Here is a 14,669-nt window from a genome sequence, read left to right on the forward strand (position 1 = left end):
TGTCTAACTTTTTGGGGGCAGTTCAAAGGCTTCCTTTTTTAATAAATCGAATTTACTCCTTAGTCGCAACTAATGGTATCGTATTCATAATTGTCATCATCTCTATCAGTTAGACTGTTACAATTTCCGTCTCTGCTTCCCTGATATTGCAAGTTGATAACGACTCCGTTATCGTCAAAAACTTTTTTGTACACCTCACAATGGCACGTATCTGAAGATTCGCAACTGCTCAGTGCCAAAATTCCAATGATAGATATTAACATTCTCATAGCACTATAATTAATTATTATTCATTTTATTACATCAAAAATTACACCAATTCTCTTACCTCTTTTCTTAATCTCGTTTTAGCCAGTTCTACTACAGAATCATTAGTGTTTTTATTTATAAGTTCACTTTTTAAATCCGAAGCATTTGTTATATTTTGTTGCAAAGAGGTTTTTAATATCTGCTGAATAACCGTATTCTTTGCTGTGGTTACCAATGCCCATGCCTCTTCAGAAACATAAATTTGCTGAGAAAGATTAAAATCAAATTCCTGATCAATATTCTGAATCAGAAAATTTGCATAATCCTGTTTCAATTCAGAAATAGGAGCTACTCTGTTTACTAATTTTAATGTGTCTATTCTTTCCATTAAAATTGTTAATCGTTCGTAAGCCTGTAATATCTGGGGAGTTGCTTTTCTTGCAGAAGTTGTATGAGTATCAGGTATCGGGCTGAACTGTGCCACACGTTTTTTTTGCTTTTTGGTATTCATTCTATCCAGAAAATAGTATCCGATAATGATGATTAACAAAATCCCTAATAATAAAGCCGCTTCCTTAAAATCTACGTTCATTTTTTTTATTCGAAATTATAAAAATCAATTCTTATAAACAATAGTTCTCAACATATTAAAATTTGTAGAAACGATAATCAAATAGTAACTTTGATGATTATTCCAGATTTATCATGCAAACATATATTGATCAGTTAAATGAAGCACAAAGAGCCCCGGTTTTACAGAAAGATGGGCCAATGATTGTAATAGCCGGTGCCGGATCGGGTAAAACCCGCGTACTGACTTTACGTATTGCTTATCTGATGCATCAGGGCGTTGATGCCTTTAATATCCTGGCACTGACTTTTACTAATAAGGCAGCGCGTGAGATGAAAGAGCGTATTGCTAAAATAGTAGGAGCGTCAGAAGCAAAAAATCTATGGATGGGAACTTTTCACTCTGTATTTGCAAGAATTCTACGAGCAGAAGCCGATAAATTGGGATATCCGTCAAATTTTACAATTTATGATGCACAGGACAGTCAGCGACTTATCAGCCAGATTATTAAGGAGATGCAACTGGACAGAGATATATATAAACCGAATCAGGTATTTAGCCGTATTTCATCTTATAAAAATAGTTTGATAACCGTTAAATCGTATTTCAATAATCCTGAATTGCAAGAAGCTGATGCAATGGCTAAAAAACCACGTATCGGGGAGATTTACCAACAATATGTTGAGCGCTGTTTTAAATCAGGAGCTATGGATTTTGATGATTTATTATTAAAAACCAATGAGTTACTGGTTCGTTTTCCGGAAGTTCTGTTAAAATATCAGGATCGTTTCAGGTATATTCTTGTTGATGAGTATCAGGATACAAACCATTCTCAATATCTGATCGTTAAAGCCCTATCAGACCGTTTTCAAAATATTTGTGTGGTAGGGGATGATGCACAGTCAATCTATGCATTCCGTGGAGCAAATATCAATAATATATTGAATTTTCAGAAAGATTATCAGGGAGTTCAAATGTACCGTCTTGAACAAAATTACCGTTCCAGCAAAAATATTGTGGAAGCAGCCAACAGTATTATTGACAAAAACCAGACTAAACTGGATAAAGTTGTTTGGACTGCAAATGCTGATGGTGCCAAAATAAAAGTTCATCGTTCTATTACTGATGCTGAAGAAGGACGCTTTGTTGCTTCAACCATTTTTGAAGAACAGATGAACAAGCAAATGAAGAATAGTGATTTTGCTATTTTGTACCGTACCAATGCACAATCCCGTGCTATGGAGGATGCTTTGAGAAAAAGAGATATTCCTTATCGTATTTATGGAGGTTTGTCTTTTTATCAGAGAAAGGAAATAAAAGATGTACTTTCTTATCTGAGATTGATCATCAATCCAAAAGATGAAGAAGCTTTGGTTCGTGTGATCAATTATCCTACACGTGGTATTGGTAATACCACTGTAGAAAAATTAAATATTGCAGCCAATCACTACAAACGTTCGATTTTTGAAGTGATGGAACATATTGATAAGATTGATTTGAAACTTACTTCGGGTGCCAAAAATAAAATCAGCGATTTTGTAACCATGATCAAAAACTTTCAGGTAATGGATCAGAATCAGGATGCATACAATATGGTTGATTATGTGGTTAAGAAAACCGGCCTCGTACAGGAATTGAAAAAAGACGGTACTCCGGAAGGGATCACGCGTTTAGAAAATATTGAGGAATTATTAAACGGGATTAAAGATTTCACGGAAGGGCAGAAAGAAGTTGACGGAGCCAGAGGCTCATTAAGTGAATTTCTGGAAGATGTAGCTTTGGCAACAGATTTAGATAATGATAAGGGTGATGATGACCGGGTAGCTCTAATGACCATACATTTGGCAAAAGGATTGGAGTTTCCAACCGTATTCTGCGTAGGAATGGAAGAAGATCTGTTTCCGAGTGCCATGAGTATGAATTCAAGAAGCGACCTTGAAGAAGAACGGCGTTTGTTTTATGTAGCTCTCACCAGAGCTGAACATCAGGCGTATCTGACCTATGCACAATCCCGTTACAGATGGGGTAAACTCGTTGATTGTGATCCTTCGCGATTTATTGAAGAAATAGATGCTGCTTATCTGGAATATCTGACAGCACCTGAAACCAATTATCGTTATAAATCCAGTTTGAGTTCAGATATTTTTGGAGATGTAGACAAATCTAAATTGCGATTGTCAAAACCCCTTTCCGGAACACCTCCTAAATGGGTAAAAGATAATGAGCCTGAAAAACCTAATCATGACATTCGCCGCCTAAAAGAACTTTCTAAAGCTGTAAAAAGTTCAGGAAACCGGGCAGATTATCAAGGATTAGAAGTAGGGCAGGTAATTATGCATGAGCGCTTTGGAAAAGGTAAAATCTTAAATCTGGAAGGAGCAGGGGCAGATAAAAAAGCAGAGATTCAATTTGAAGTAGGGGGCATCAAGAAACTTTTACTCCGATTTGCAAAACTCGATGTAATTTCTTAATTTATAGAAAAAACGTTATGGCACAATTTATAAAGATATATCCTGAAAATCCAAATCCTAAAGAGATTGCTAAAGTAGTCGATGTTCTGAGAAATGGTGGTTTGGTTATTTATCCAACCGATACTGTATATGGTTTAGGTTGTGATATCACGAATTCAAAAGCATTGGAGCGAATCGCCAAGATAAAAGGTATTAAACTTGACAAGGCTAATTTTTCGTTTATCTGTTATGATTTAAGCAATCTTTCCGATTATGTAAAACAAATAGATACTTCAACTTTTAAAATACTGAAAAGAGCTTTACCGGGTCCTTATACTTTTATTTTACCGGGTAATAATAATCTGCCAAAAGAGTTTAAAAAGAAAAGTACTGTAGGTATTCGTATTCCGGATAATTCGATTGCACTGGAAATTGTGAATAAGCTTGGAAATCCGATCGTTTCCACTTCTATTCACGATGATGATGACGTTATTGAATATACGACTGATCCTGAACTTATATTTGAAAAATGGCAAAATAAAGTTGATATAGTTATTGATGGAGGCTATGGAGACAATCTTGCATCAACTATTATTGACTTATCAGGTTCTGAGCCTGAGGTAGTCAGAGAAGGTAAGGGATCTATTGATATTATATAGTATTATATTATTAAAAAAACTATAAAATTAAAGCCTGTAAAAACAGGCTTTAATTTTATAAGTGAAATTTTTCTTTACAGTCATTAATGATGTCCAGATGATCAAAGGCCATTACTGGCAATAAGTTTATATCAAACCATTTTACTTCTTTGGCATCATCTGCTGCTTCAGCAATAGCAAATCGGTCAATTTCCGAAAAGTAAGCAATAGAGATGGTATGACTGCGCGGATCTCTTTTCGGATTGCCATAAGCTCCGATCTGTTTGACCTGAAAAACCTTTATATTGGTTTCCTCCTGCAATTCCCGTTTAGCAGCCGTTTCCAAATCTTCATTTTCATCTACAAAACCACCCGGCAGTGCCCAATAATCTTTAAAGGGTTCGTTTAATCTTTTGATCAATAATATTTCTTTTATATTGTCAATTTTTCTGATGACAACATTATCAACTGTAACAAATATTTTTGGGGTGTACATTCTTAAATAGATTTAGTTTGGGCAATCACTATAAAAGCGACTGCAATAAGCGCTAAAATTAATCCAATTATATTAACTTTTGTAAGCTTTTCTTTAAAAAATACTATTCCTATCAGCGTGCCTAAAATAATCACTCCAAAATTCATTGAGGCAAATACAGTTGTCGGATTTTCTTTAAAATACTGATGTGCTTTCAAATAAAAATAGATGTTTGAAAAATTAAGAATACCTAAAATAATTCCGTTGATAAAATGTCTTATGATTATGGTTTTAAATGCTTTCTGATTGATACATAAATAGATCGTAGTCACAAGTAATGCTCCTATAAATATAAAAAATAATGAAGTCGTATAGGGAATCTGGCTATGAAGAGCAATTTGTTTAAAAAGTACGTCTATAATACCATATCCTAAAAAAGTTAATAGTAAATAAAAGGAAAACGTTCCGGATGTTTTCATACGGGAGTTTTTCTGTAAAATAAATACTACAGCAATTAACCCAATAATTAATCCTATCAATTTGAAATTGGATATTTCTTCTTTAAAAAGCCAATAGCTACATAAGATGGGTATTACCAAAGAAATTCGTTGTGCAATATCCGTTTTAACAATTCCGGATTGATTAATGGCAATAGTGAGTATCCAAAAAACAGTTGGTAATAATAAGCTTAACGGAATAATATAATTCCAATTTAATTTTGAAAAATCAAATTGTGGCCGAAATAGTACATAAGTTGCTAAAGATGCAATCAGATAATTTATTACTAATAAAAAAACAGTAACAGATGATTTCTTTTTCAATAATTTAAAAAAGACACCAACAGAAACACTGCATAAAATACTTATTAAGAGATAAAGCATAATGTATAGAATGAATAGGAAGCAAAGATAATTAATATAACAATTCTTGGTTAATGCTAAGCTTCTTAAATATTCTATTTTACATAATATAAATTATAGGTCAAAATAGTCCTCGCAGGCTCGGTTGCCCTATAATTAGTCATTATGTTCGGAGCCTCCGGAAATAGCCGCTCGGCCAACGCGCTTGTTTGCTAAAAATTAAATGTGTCTGGAATAAAATTTACACATTGAATTTTCGCTGCACAATTTGCCGACGCTCGTCCTGTCGATTTAATTTTTTTTTGCCAACGCTCAGGAAATTGAAATTTTATTTTGTGGTGTTCGCTGGCATACAAAAAATGCCAATGTGCCTGTCGGCTTTTTTCTGGCATTTTTCTATGCTGGCGCTCACGACGTTAATTATCTGTTCTTTTGCCTTGATGCAAAAGAACCAAAAAATCAAGGCTATGATGCATTACTCACTGTTTATTTATTTTTTATTTGGTGTTCGTGATTGCTTCGCAATTCGCTAAAAACCGACTGCGCTACGCTAAAATGTAAAAACTCGCTGCGCTCAAACAGTTTACATTTTTTAACGCTTCGCTACGTCCGTTTTATTCACGGGTTTTTATTTGTCTTTATTGGTGTTCATGAATGCCGTGCATTTGTAAACACTCATTCATCATTGCCGGAGTGTGTACTTCAATCATGTTTCTATTTAACATAATGTAGAGAAATTCTGCTTCATATAAAATTTTTATTTCACAACAAGTCAGTACTTTATGAAATATAAAGCACTACTCTATTAACGATTAATGTTCGATGAGCTTTTCCTTATAAAATTCTTCTCTCGGCATTTCGTTTATGTTCCCTACTCTATTTTAAACAGAAATTGCGTGAGGGATTAGCTCAGTTTTATTTATTCTTTTAAGTGTTTCGCTGAATGTTTCACATTTGCAGCGAAAAGCCTACAGTGAGGACTTGTAGCGGATAGCCCGACCCGTAGGGGCACGCCCAAAAAATGAAAAAAAATAATTTTAATTTTGGAATTCGAATTTAATATCGTAATATTGCGATATTAAATTTATGGGTTATGGGACTTACAAAATCAGAAATTTTCGCAGACGAGCACAATAAGCTGGCTTCATTCTTCAAGGTATTAGGGCATCCTGCTCGTATAGCCATACTCCAGTATATTATTGATAAAAAAACCTGTATCTGTAATGATTTGGTGGATGAATTAGGGTTAGCCCAAGCCACTATTTCACAGCATTTAAAGGAACTTAAAAACATTGGAGTTATACAGGGAACTATCGAAGGAAAGTCGGTTTGTTATTGTATTGACGAGAAGGTTTGGAAAGAGCTGCAAAATGGATATAATGCATTCTTTAATCAAGAAGTAAAGGTATCGAGCTGTTGTTCGTAAACCTTTTTTTTATTTTTAATATCGTTATATTGCAATATATAGTTATAAATTTTTAAAACTTAACTTTATGAGATTATCTGAAATCAAGGAAATTTTGCCAACATTGGATAATGTTGAATTTCAATTAGAAAACGGAACATTTGTTCCTGAGCACTTCCATGTGACGGAGGTGGGTCAGATTACCAAAAACTTTATTGATTGTGGCGGCGTTATCAGGCACGAGAAAGTGGTAAGCTTTCAGCTTTGGAACGCAGATGATTATGAGCATCGTTTGAAACCCAAAAAGCTACTAAATATTATTAGCCTATCGGAAGATAAACTCGGAATTGAGGATTCCGAAATTGAGGTAGAATATCAAACTGATACGATTGGAAAGTATCATCTTGAATTTAACGGGAGGACATTTGTTCTGAAAAATAAAACAACAGCTTGTTTGGCTCAGGATGCTTGCGGTATTCCTTCCGAAAAAGAAAATAAAAATTTAGGAGATTTAACCCCGAAACAAACTTCTTGCTGTACTCCGGATTCAGGATGTTGTTAGGATACAAAAAACAGGCTTATGTACGAGAAATTATCGGCTACCATCCAAAAGCTGAATTGGAGAGAATTGGATGGCGGAGAAAGAAAAAAAAGGTTGCAACCGTTGGTTGATTTCATCCAGCAAAAGGTAGATAGCAAACAGAAAACAAACCTGAATTTTATTTGTACCCACAATTCACGCAGAAGTCATCTATCTCAGGTTTGGGCGCAGGTTGCATCTGAATATTTCGGTATCGCTAATGTAAATTGTTATTCTGGTGGTACGGAAGAAATGGCGGTATTTCCTAAAGTAATGGAAACGCTGTCTGATCAAGGTTTTAATATATTTAAGATTGCAGATGGCGTTAATCCTGTTTATGCTGTGAAATATGACGAGAATGCCTTGCCCATAATTGGTTTTTCTAAAAAGTATGATAGTGAGTTTAATCCACAATCGGAATTTGTGGCAATAATGACGTGTTCGCAGGCAGATAGCGGATGTCCATTTATTGCAGATGCTGAAAAGAGAATATCAATTACGTTTGAAGATCCTAAAGTTTCGGATAAAACACCGGAACAAACGCTGGTATATTCAGAAAGAAGCCTGGAGATCGCAACGGAGATGTTTTATGTATTTTCCCAAATTAAGAGTTCGTTATGCCATCGAAATTAAAATTTCTTGATCGTTACCTTACGTTATGGATATTTCTTGCAATGGCCCTTGGCATTTTGCTTGGATATTTGGTTCCGGATTCTACTGAATGGATAAACAGCTATAGCAACGGAACAACGAATATACCATTGGCGGTGGGTTTAATTCTTATGATGTATCCGCCATTGGCAAAAGTTCGTTTTGAGCATATTGGAAAGGTTTTCCGAAATGTAAAAGTATTGGGAACTTCTTTGGTTTTGAACTGGATAGTGGGTCCTATATTGATGTTTGTATTGGCGCTTTTATTTCTTAATGATAATCCTGAGTATATGACGGGACTGATTTTGATAGGTCTTGCGCGTTGTATTGCAATGGTTATTGTTTGGAATGAATTAGCCGACGGAAATCGTGAGTATGCAGCTGGATTGGTGGCTTTGAATAGTATATTTCAGGTATTGCTTTATAGCATCTATGCTTATGTTTTTATAACTATACTTCCGCCCTTGTTTGGCGTACGTGGAATTGAGGTGGATATTACCATTGGAGAGATTGCAAAAAGTGTCGGAATCTATCTCGGAATCCCTTTCTTAGCGGGAATTGTAAGCAGATATGGAGTGATTGCTCTAAAAGGAGAAAGTTGGTATCAGGAAAGATTTATTCCTTTCATATCTCCAATTACTTTAATAGCGTTACTGTTTACGATAGTAGTAATGTTCAGTCTGAAAGGAGAATTGATTGTTCAACTGCCAATGGATGTCATACGAATTGCAATTCCTTTAACGATTTATTTTGTATTGATGTTTGTAATCAGTTTTATAACCAGTAAAAAAGTTGGAGCAGATTATTCGCAAAGTACTTCGATAGCTTTTACCGCTACGGGAAATAATTTTGAATTAGCGATCGCAGTTGCAATTGGAGTTTTTGGAATCAATAGCGGTCAGGCATTTGTTGGTGTAATAGGTCCACTGGTGGAAGTTCCGGCACTGATTGCATTAGTTAATCTATCATTGTGGATTAAGAAAAAATATTTCAGTCAAAAGCTTACATAAAGCAATATTTAGGTCTTCTCAACAATAAACTAAATCCATTAGGTTGTAAAGCATTTAATAATGACGACTCTTCTTAAAAGTGTATCGATGTTGTTACAGATTTTTAACACTTATTCCACATATATGACCACTTATTACTTTATACTGGGAGGTAATAAAAAAAAGTGGAAAATTTGCAGCGAAAATTAAATAGCTATGAAAATTTAATTTGATTCTGAAGGCATCTTAAAAAATGTCTTCTATTTTGATGGATGGCGAAGAGCGGGGTTAACTTTGTGGTAGAAGGGTTTTCTATCTTCGCCCCATCTTTAAAAATTTATTATAAAAATTCTATCCGAATCTATTTAATAGATCTTTTCCTCTTTTTATTTTCTATCCTTTTTCCTAAGTTTGCTCAATAAGAGATAACGCATTTGAACCGTTATGAATAACCAAAATAATGAAAATACTATTTTTAGCTATTCCATTCGCTTTACTTTATTCTTGTAACAGAAATATTGAAAATAAACAAGATGGTATACCACAAACCCTTTCAGATACTTTACAGACCACAGATACTGCTTTTACTGGTAACATTCTATTTAAGGATATACCTGTAAAACAATTTCCAGTTATTGATTCAACTAATTTTGATAATTTTTCAAACAGTAGTAAAATAGTTTCTGATGTATTTGAAAAATTAAATATGCAGCAAACTTTTAAGGAAGCCGAAAATTTCAGAGCGAACTATCTGCTACCCTTTTCAGATAAATTCACTTCTGTTGTCATTACCTATAAAAAAGGTGAATTTGAACTTTTTACGACACTTGTTACAGTAAATAATGACAATAAAATTATTGATACTCTTACGATTGCTTATGATGAAATTGCAGAGTCTTCATTCAGAACAACCAGTACACTAAATAAATCAAACATCATTATCGATGATTGGAATTATATGGGTGAAGAAACGGTGAAAGAATCTAAGAAATACATATTAGGATCTGACGGAAAATTCAAAGAAGTAAAGAAGTAAACAAATAAATAGGTTGAATAATTCATCATCATATTAGAGGCTGCCATAACCTATTCAGAAAGTAGCCTTTTTAGTATCAATACACTCTCATATAGCTTTTCTTTGTCAGAAGGAGCTAAGTCTGACTGCATTAACTATTTATCCATTTCTTCATGAGAAATAATAGATTTGTTTTCTAATATTATTGATCCCATTTTATTAAAAAAAAGACCTGACCACGTATAAAATATGGAAAATACAAAAATCACAAGAGTAACAATAGATGAACTTAAAGAATTACAATCTATTGGCAAGCAAACCTTTTTTGAAACTTTTGCAGAAAACAATACTGCAGAGAACATACAACAATATCTTGAAGAAGCATTCTCTCTGGAACGGTTGGAAAATGAATGTAAAAGTGAAGATTCTGAGTTCTATTTTGTATGGTGGCACACCAAAATTGTTGGCTATTTAAAATTGAATACCGGAATGTCACAAACTGAATTAAAAGACGAAAAAGCAATAGAAATAGAACGCATTTATGTCCTGAAAGAATTTCACGGCAAAAAAATTGGACAAATAGTATATGATTGGGCACACACTATTGCTCTTCAAAAAAATGCAAATTATATATGGTTAGGAGTTTGGGAAAAAAATGAAAGAGCCATTCGTTTTTATGAGAAAAATGGTTTTGTCCTTTTTGACCAACATATTTTCAAATTGGGCGAAGAAAAACAGATCGATTTTATGATGAAAAAGAAACTTAGTTAAGAAGTTACTTTACCTGTAAGAAGAGAAAATATTTCTTTCAGACAAAAGACAATTTTAAATTTGTAAAAAAGATGATGAAAAAGCAAACATTTTTAATATATGGTATCAGTAAAGGGTTGGGTAAAGCGCTGTCTAAATATCTACCTAAAAAAGATGATCTGGTGTATGGCGTTTCAAGAACTGAGCCAGATTATCTTAATGAAACAACTCATGACATTGAATGGATAGCCGCAGATCTGTCAAATCCCTCAGCATCATCAGATGTAGTATGTAGTCGTATAGGTGATCAAACCATAGACTGTTTGATTTATAATGTTGGAATATGGGAACATAATGCTTTTTCTGAAACTTATGATTTTTTGAACAATTCATCAGAAGAAATAATCAATATTATTAACACGAATATCTCCTCCTGCCTTTTGGCTATTCAAAATTGTATTGAAAATTTAAAAAAATCAACAAATGCAAAAATCATATTAATTGGTTCTACCTGGGGCTTAGACAATCATAACGGCAAAGAAATTGCGTTTTCTGCTACTAAATTTGCTTTGAGAGGTATTGTCCATTCACTACGCGAGAATATGCGCGAATACGGAATTGGTGTTTCGATTGTGAATCTGGGATATTTGGCTACTGATTTTGACTATGAAGATGGCATTGAAAAAATCATTCAAAAAAGCAATGGAGAATTAATACCTCTTCAGGATGTGGTAGAAGCTGTACGCTTTATTGTGTCTACGTCTAATGCCAGCTGTGTCAAAGAAATTAATATGCCTGCTATGAAAGATATAAATCTATAATTCTTATTCTTTATAAATAATAAGTCCCAACTTCAGATGTAATAGAAAATAGTATAGAATACATATGTATTTATGGCTTATATAAAAATAAAAAAGACATCAAAAGATGTCTCAATAAATCCTGTTAAAAATGATTAAGCAATTTCTACATCAACCGCACTTAATCCCTTTTTTCCTTCAGTGATTCGGTATGCTACTGAATCATTGTCTTTTATTTTGTTTTTCAGCCCTGTTACATGAACAAAAATATCGTTTCCCGTTTCTTCATCTTTGATAAAACCAAATCCTTTTGATTCATTAAAAAATTTTACTACTCCTTTTTTCATAACTATTTTTAAGTTTAAATTGATAGTAAATATACTGATAAATATAGTATGTTAAATAAAATGGCATAAAAAATATTCCTGTAATCTCCGGCCCCATCACTAAAAAATCTAATATTTTGTATATTCGTTATTCAAAATGGGAAAAGAAAAATTAAATTATGAAAAAGTTTATCTGTATATTATTATTTCCTCTAATACTGTGGAGCCAGGAGAAGTTAAAAAAAGATCTTGACAATGACGGAATTCCGGATAGTGTTTATATTGATTATGAAGAGTTAACAATTGTTTGCCTGTTATCTACCCAGAATTTCGAAAAAATAGTAAGTGAACCTATTGAAATGACGGAATCTTCAGCTGGTATCAGAGAAACAAAAAATGGATTTGAATTTTTTAATAACTGGATGCGCGCCGGATATGCAGCGCAATTTCGATATGAACCCAAAAACCAGAAAGTGCGATTGATAGGTATGAGCCGATATGAGTTTGGTAATGCCGCCAATGATGGTAGCGGAGAATCCAGTGTGAATTTATTGACCAACGATTATATCGGCAACTGGAATTATTATGACCATTCTAAAAATAAACTCACAAAAATTCCTGCCATTAAAATCAAAATGAAGTTTGATCCTATATACTTAAATAATTTTAGTGAAGAAAATTATTTCAACTATGCAGATCAATGCTCCGAATTATATTATAAACATCGCAAAAGTATTACAAAAGAATAAAATAAAAATGTATTACAAATCAGTTTATTAAGATATGTTTATTACTGTTTGAGCCGGGTTTAGAGAGGAAATAGTAGTGGAAGACGTCTTTTTTCAGAGAGAATACTGATAGGAGATTTCCGGTTCATCACAAGTTGTATAAAACAGAGGTGGTAAACCTGATACTGATATCAATACTTTTTGCTGAAGTGTTTCTTTTGGTTGTATTTTTAAGTATTTTTTCAAAACACGACTATCATTATAGGCATCACTATTATTATCCTCCATATTCTCTTTATAATGCTTACTGAAATATTGATTTGTTTCTTTATTAAATGTATAATCTATGTCTTCTGGTTTCGGAAAAGTATTATAATGGACGTTGGCGTAAAGCTCATTTTCTGCCTCCGACTGTTGTAAATAAAGATTTTTCCAGTTAACAAGCTCATCCCATTCACTATCCGATTCTGCTTTTTTATAACGCATTATTGGCTTGCCTGTCATATAGTCTGATAATTGCATTTCTGCTCCATCTTCTTGTAGTTGTTTCCAATAGGCGCTAAATGGTTTATAGTAACGAAGGGATTTATTATAAATGAGAATAAAATCGTTATACATGGAATCAAAAACATAATGCCACGATTGGCTATGCTCACCTGATTCCAATTCATCATCCTCACCATTCAAAAATAATGTAAATGCCGAATTCGTTCCTGATTTTTGATAAACAAACGGTGCGCTGAAACAATTGGCATCAACATTAAATACGGATCTCAGTTTTTCCTGATCTGACGCAATAAAAGTATCTCCTTCTTCAAATCCATTGAAATTCATACGAATGCTATCTCCGATTGTGGGGTTGTTGTGAGCATATACTTCAAAAACAGGAGGTCGCTTAGGATAAAAGCGAAGCATATCTCCTTTTGGCTCATAGGTTCCGAAAACCGCTGTTGCATAACCATACAGCAAAAAAGTTCCATCGCCAAATAAACACAGCCCACTACTGCTACTTCCATAACAGCCTTCATATTTTTTATAAGACAAGTTATTATCTTGCTGAGCAATACAAGCAACAGTCGCTAATACGAAAGATAAAATTAGTATACAATTTTTCATATGTCAATAATCATTTTTCTGATAGAATAAATTATTGTTTGCCTTACTGAAACACGCTCAAATTGTACTTTTTTACAAAATCCAAAAGCATGTGATAACCAGCCAGCGAATTTCCGTGAGTATCTAAAGGCGGACTAAAAACTCCTACTCCTATTCTACCTGGAACACAGGCTACAATACCGCCTCCTACACCTGATTTACTGGGTAAACCTACTGTTCGGGCATATTCTCCGCTAAATTCATACATACCGGCTATAAGCATTTGAGATTGAATCAGTTTAGATAATTCTACATTTCTATATATACTGTCGCCATCAAAACGGACGCATTGATTGGCAAAAAAGAAGCCTATTTTAGCCAAATCTTCTACGGTTAGTTCAATTGAACATTGTTTAAAATAATTATCCAGTTTATTTTCATCTCCGTTTATCAATCCGTTATTTTTCATCAGGTAAAACATACCTCTGTTTTTATTACCGGTTTCTTTTTCAGAATTATAAACGGCTTTATTGTAATCAATGGTTTTATTTTTAGTTATGTACCGGATCATTTCCAGAATTTTTATAAAAGCGTCTTCTCCTTCTCCTTTTATAAAAGATGTAGTCATGATCGCTCCGGCATTCATCATAGGATTTAGGGGTTTTCCGGTTGTTTCCAAGTTAGCAAAATGATTAAAGGGTCTGTCAGAACCAAAATATCCCATATTTTTAAATACGGAACTCTCCCCTATTTCTTGTACTGCTACCATCAAAGCAATGATTTTTGAAATGCTCTGCATCGTAAATTTCTTAGTTGTATCACCGGTACTTATAATATTCCCTTTACTGTCTGCTACAGCGAAAGCAATAGCTGTGGATTCCATTTTAGCCAGTTCAGGAATATAATCGGCTATAGTGCCCTGTTTTATATAGGAGCGGTTTTTTTCTAAAATCTCTGATAATGCCTGTTTATCTATTATAGATGTTTGCTGTGCATACAGTCTACTACCTGATAAAAAGAGATGTATCCAGATAATGCATGATAAAAAGTATAAAATGGAGTTGTTTTTCATAGATTTATTGTATTC

19 protein-coding genes are annotated in these 14,669 nt (G+C 33.6%); 12 read left to right on the forward strand and 7 right to left on the reverse strand.

Translation table 11 applies throughout. The features are described from left to right. Window positions 1-59 precede the first annotated feature (59 nt). Both QW060_RS07400 and QW060_RS07405 read right to left on the reverse strand, forming a co-directional pair. Complete coding sequence (locus QW060_RS07400; protein ID WP_290363006.1) at window positions 60-269, reverse strand: hypothetical protein; 210 nt, start codon at window positions 267-269, stop codon at window positions 60-62. A 41-nt stretch (window positions 270-310) separates the two neighbouring features. Continuing rightward, window positions 311-841, reverse strand: coding sequence for a DUF7935 family protein (locus QW060_RS07405; protein WP_290363007.1), 531 nt, complete (start codon window positions 839-841; stop codon window positions 311-313). Window positions 842-954: 113 nt separating this feature from the next. On the opposite strand from QW060_RS07405, the gene QW060_RS07410 reads away from it, so the two are divergent. Next, window positions 955-3,291, forward strand: coding sequence for an ATP-dependent helicase (locus QW060_RS07410; RefSeq protein WP_290363008.1), 2,337 nt, complete (start codon window positions 955-957; stop codon window positions 3,289-3,291). 17 nt (window positions 3,292-3,308) lie between these two features. Then, on the forward strand, window positions 3,309-3,929 hold the full coding sequence (locus QW060_RS07415) for an L-threonylcarbamoyladenylate synthase (protein WP_290363009.1): 621 nt from the start codon (window positions 3,309-3,311) through the stop codon (window positions 3,927-3,929). A gap of 55 nt (window positions 3,930-3,984) precedes the next feature. Here the strand turns inward: QW060_RS07415 and QW060_RS07420 are convergent, their stop codons facing one another. After that, window positions 3,985-4,404 (reverse strand): NUDIX hydrolase, encoded by a 420-nt coding sequence (locus QW060_RS07420; RefSeq protein WP_290363010.1) that lies wholly within the window; start codon window positions 4,402-4,404, stop codon window positions 3,985-3,987. A gap of 2 nt (window positions 4,405-4,406) precedes the next feature. Then, a complete protein-coding gene (locus QW060_RS07425; RefSeq protein WP_290363011.1) occupies window positions 4,407-5,264 on the reverse strand; it encodes a DMT family transporter in 858 nt (285 codons plus the stop codon). 1,072 nt (window positions 5,265-6,336) lie between these two features. Between QW060_RS07425 and QW060_RS07430 the strand changes: the two genes are divergently transcribed. From QW060_RS07430 to QW060_RS07470, 9 genes are all read left to right on the forward strand, one after another. Further along, a complete protein-coding gene (locus QW060_RS07430; RefSeq protein WP_290363012.1) occupies window positions 6,337-6,669 on the forward strand; it encodes an ArsR/SmtB family transcription factor in 333 nt (110 codons plus the stop codon). Between the two features lie 67 nt (window positions 6,670-6,736). Beyond that, window positions 6,737-7,210, forward strand: coding sequence for a DUF6428 family protein (locus QW060_RS07435; protein WP_290363013.1), 474 nt, complete (start codon window positions 6,737-6,739; stop codon window positions 7,208-7,210). After that, window positions 7,180-7,320, forward strand: coding sequence for a hypothetical protein (locus tag QW060_RS07440; RefSeq protein WP_290363014.1), 141 nt, complete (start codon window positions 7,180-7,182; stop codon window positions 7,318-7,320). Before QW060_RS07435 ends, QW060_RS07440 begins: the two co-directional genes overlap by 31 nt. Then, complete coding sequence (locus QW060_RS07445) at window positions 7,277-7,861, forward strand: arsenate-mycothiol transferase ArsC (RefSeq protein ID WP_290364715.1); 585 nt, start codon at window positions 7,277-7,279, stop codon at window positions 7,859-7,861. Before QW060_RS07440 ends, QW060_RS07445 begins: the two co-directional genes overlap by 44 nt. Next, a complete protein-coding gene (gene arsB / locus QW060_RS07450) occupies window positions 7,846-8,889 on the forward strand; it encodes an ACR3 family arsenite efflux transporter (protein ID WP_290363015.1) in 1,044 nt (347 codons plus the stop codon). Before QW060_RS07445 ends, arsB begins: the two co-directional genes overlap by 16 nt. A gap of 60 nt (window positions 8,890-8,949) precedes the next feature. After that, a complete protein-coding gene (locus QW060_RS07455; RefSeq protein WP_290363016.1) occupies window positions 8,950-9,078 on the forward strand; it encodes a hypothetical protein in 129 nt (42 codons plus the stop codon). Window positions 9,079-9,328: 250 nt separating this feature from the next. After that, window positions 9,329-9,904 carry a hypothetical protein gene (locus QW060_RS07460; RefSeq protein WP_290363017.1) on the forward strand — a complete coding sequence of 192 codons (576 nt, stop codon included), beginning with the start codon at window positions 9,329-9,331 and terminating at the stop codon, window positions 9,902-9,904. A 228-nt stretch (window positions 9,905-10,132) separates the two neighbouring features. Then, window positions 10,133-10,654: a GNAT family N-acetyltransferase gene (locus tag QW060_RS07465; RefSeq protein ID WP_290363018.1), complete on the forward strand. Its 522-nt coding sequence runs from the start codon at window positions 10,133-10,135 to the stop codon at window positions 10,652-10,654. A gap of 74 nt (window positions 10,655-10,728) precedes the next feature. Then, a complete protein-coding gene (locus QW060_RS07470) occupies window positions 10,729-11,454 on the forward strand; it encodes an SDR family NAD(P)-dependent oxidoreductase (RefSeq protein WP_290364716.1) in 726 nt (241 codons plus the stop codon). 134 nt (window positions 11,455-11,588) lie between these two features. Here the strand turns inward: QW060_RS07470 and QW060_RS07475 are convergent, their stop codons facing one another. Next, window positions 11,589-11,780, reverse strand: a complete 192-nt coding sequence (locus tag QW060_RS07475) for a cold-shock protein (protein ID WP_290363019.1) — start codon at window positions 11,778-11,780, stop codon at window positions 11,589-11,591. 158 nt (window positions 11,781-11,938) lie between these two features. On the opposite strand from QW060_RS07475, the gene QW060_RS07480 reads away from it, so the two are divergent. Beyond that, window positions 11,939-12,508, forward strand: a complete 570-nt coding sequence (locus QW060_RS07480; protein ID WP_290363020.1) for a hypothetical protein — start codon at window positions 11,939-11,941, stop codon at window positions 12,506-12,508. A 93-nt stretch (window positions 12,509-12,601) separates the two neighbouring features. On the opposite strand, the gene QW060_RS07485 is transcribed toward QW060_RS07480, so the two are convergent. Both QW060_RS07485 and glsA read right to left on the reverse strand, forming a co-directional pair. Further along, window positions 12,602-13,603, reverse strand: coding sequence for a hypothetical protein (locus QW060_RS07485; RefSeq protein ID WP_290363021.1), 1,002 nt, complete (start codon window positions 13,601-13,603; stop codon window positions 12,602-12,604). A 43-nt stretch (window positions 13,604-13,646) separates the two neighbouring features. Next, on the reverse strand, window positions 13,647-14,654 hold the full coding sequence (gene glsA, locus QW060_RS07490; RefSeq protein WP_290363022.1) for a glutaminase A: 1,008 nt from the start codon (window positions 14,652-14,654) through the stop codon (window positions 13,647-13,649). Window positions 14,655-14,669: the final 15 nt, after the last annotated feature.

The sequence above is a fragment of the Paenimyroides ceti genome (assembly GCF_030409925.1).

Bases quoted from the DNA above. Each gene is read 5' to 3' on its own strand.
- QW060_RS07400 (WP_290363006.1), bottom strand. From the start codon at position 269: ATGAGAATGTTAATATCTATCATTGGAATTTTGGCACTGAGCAGTTGC.
- QW060_RS07405 (WP_290363007.1), bottom strand. From the start codon at position 841: ATGAACGTAGATTTTAAGGAAGCGGCTTTATTATTAGGGATTTTGTTA.
- QW060_RS07410 (WP_290363008.1), top strand. From the start codon at position 955: ATGCAAACATATATTGATCAGTTAAATGAAGCACAAAGAGCCCCGGTT.
- QW060_RS07415 (WP_290363009.1), top strand. From the start codon at position 3,309: ATGGCACAATTTATAAAGATATATCCTGAAAATCCAAATCCTAAAGAG.
- QW060_RS07420 (WP_290363010.1), bottom strand. From the start codon at position 4,404: ATGTACACCCCAAAAATATTTGTTACAGTTGATAATGTTGTCATCAGA.
- QW060_RS07425 (WP_290363011.1), bottom strand. From the start codon at position 5,264: ATGCTTTATCTCTTAATAAGTATTTTATGCAGTGTTTCTGTTGGTGTC.
- QW060_RS07430 (WP_290363012.1), top strand. From the start codon at position 6,337: ATGGGACTTACAAAATCAGAAATTTTCGCAGACGAGCACAATAAGCTG.
- QW060_RS07435 (WP_290363013.1), top strand. From the start codon at position 6,737: ATGAGATTATCTGAAATCAAGGAAATTTTGCCAACATTGGATAATGTT.
- arsB (WP_290363015.1), top strand. From the start codon at position 7,846: ATGCCATCGAAATTAAAATTTCTTGATCGTTACCTTACGTTATGGATA.
- QW060_RS07455 (WP_290363016.1), top strand. From the start codon at position 8,950: ATGACGACTCTTCTTAAAAGTGTATCGATGTTGTTACAGATTTTTAAC.
- QW060_RS07460 (WP_290363017.1), top strand. From the start codon at position 9,329: ATGAAAATACTATTTTTAGCTATTCCATTCGCTTTACTTTATTCTTGT.
- QW060_RS07465 (WP_290363018.1), top strand. From the start codon at position 10,133: ATGGAAAATACAAAAATCACAAGAGTAACAATAGATGAACTTAAAGAA.
- QW060_RS07470 (WP_290364716.1), top strand. From the start codon at position 10,729: ATGAAAAAGCAAACATTTTTAATATATGGTATCAGTAAAGGGTTGGGT.
- QW060_RS07475 (WP_290363019.1), bottom strand. From the start codon at position 11,780: ATGAAAAAAGGAGTAGTAAAATTTTTTAATGAATCAAAAGGATTTGGT.
- QW060_RS07480 (WP_290363020.1), top strand. From the start codon at position 11,939: ATGAAAAAGTTTATCTGTATATTATTATTTCCTCTAATACTGTGGAGC.
- QW060_RS07485 (WP_290363021.1), bottom strand. From the start codon at position 13,603: ATGAAAAATTGTATACTAATTTTATCTTTCGTATTAGCGACTGTTGCT.
- glsA (WP_290363022.1), bottom strand. From the start codon at position 14,654: ATGAAAAACAACTCCATTTTATACTTTTTATCATGCATTATCTGGATA.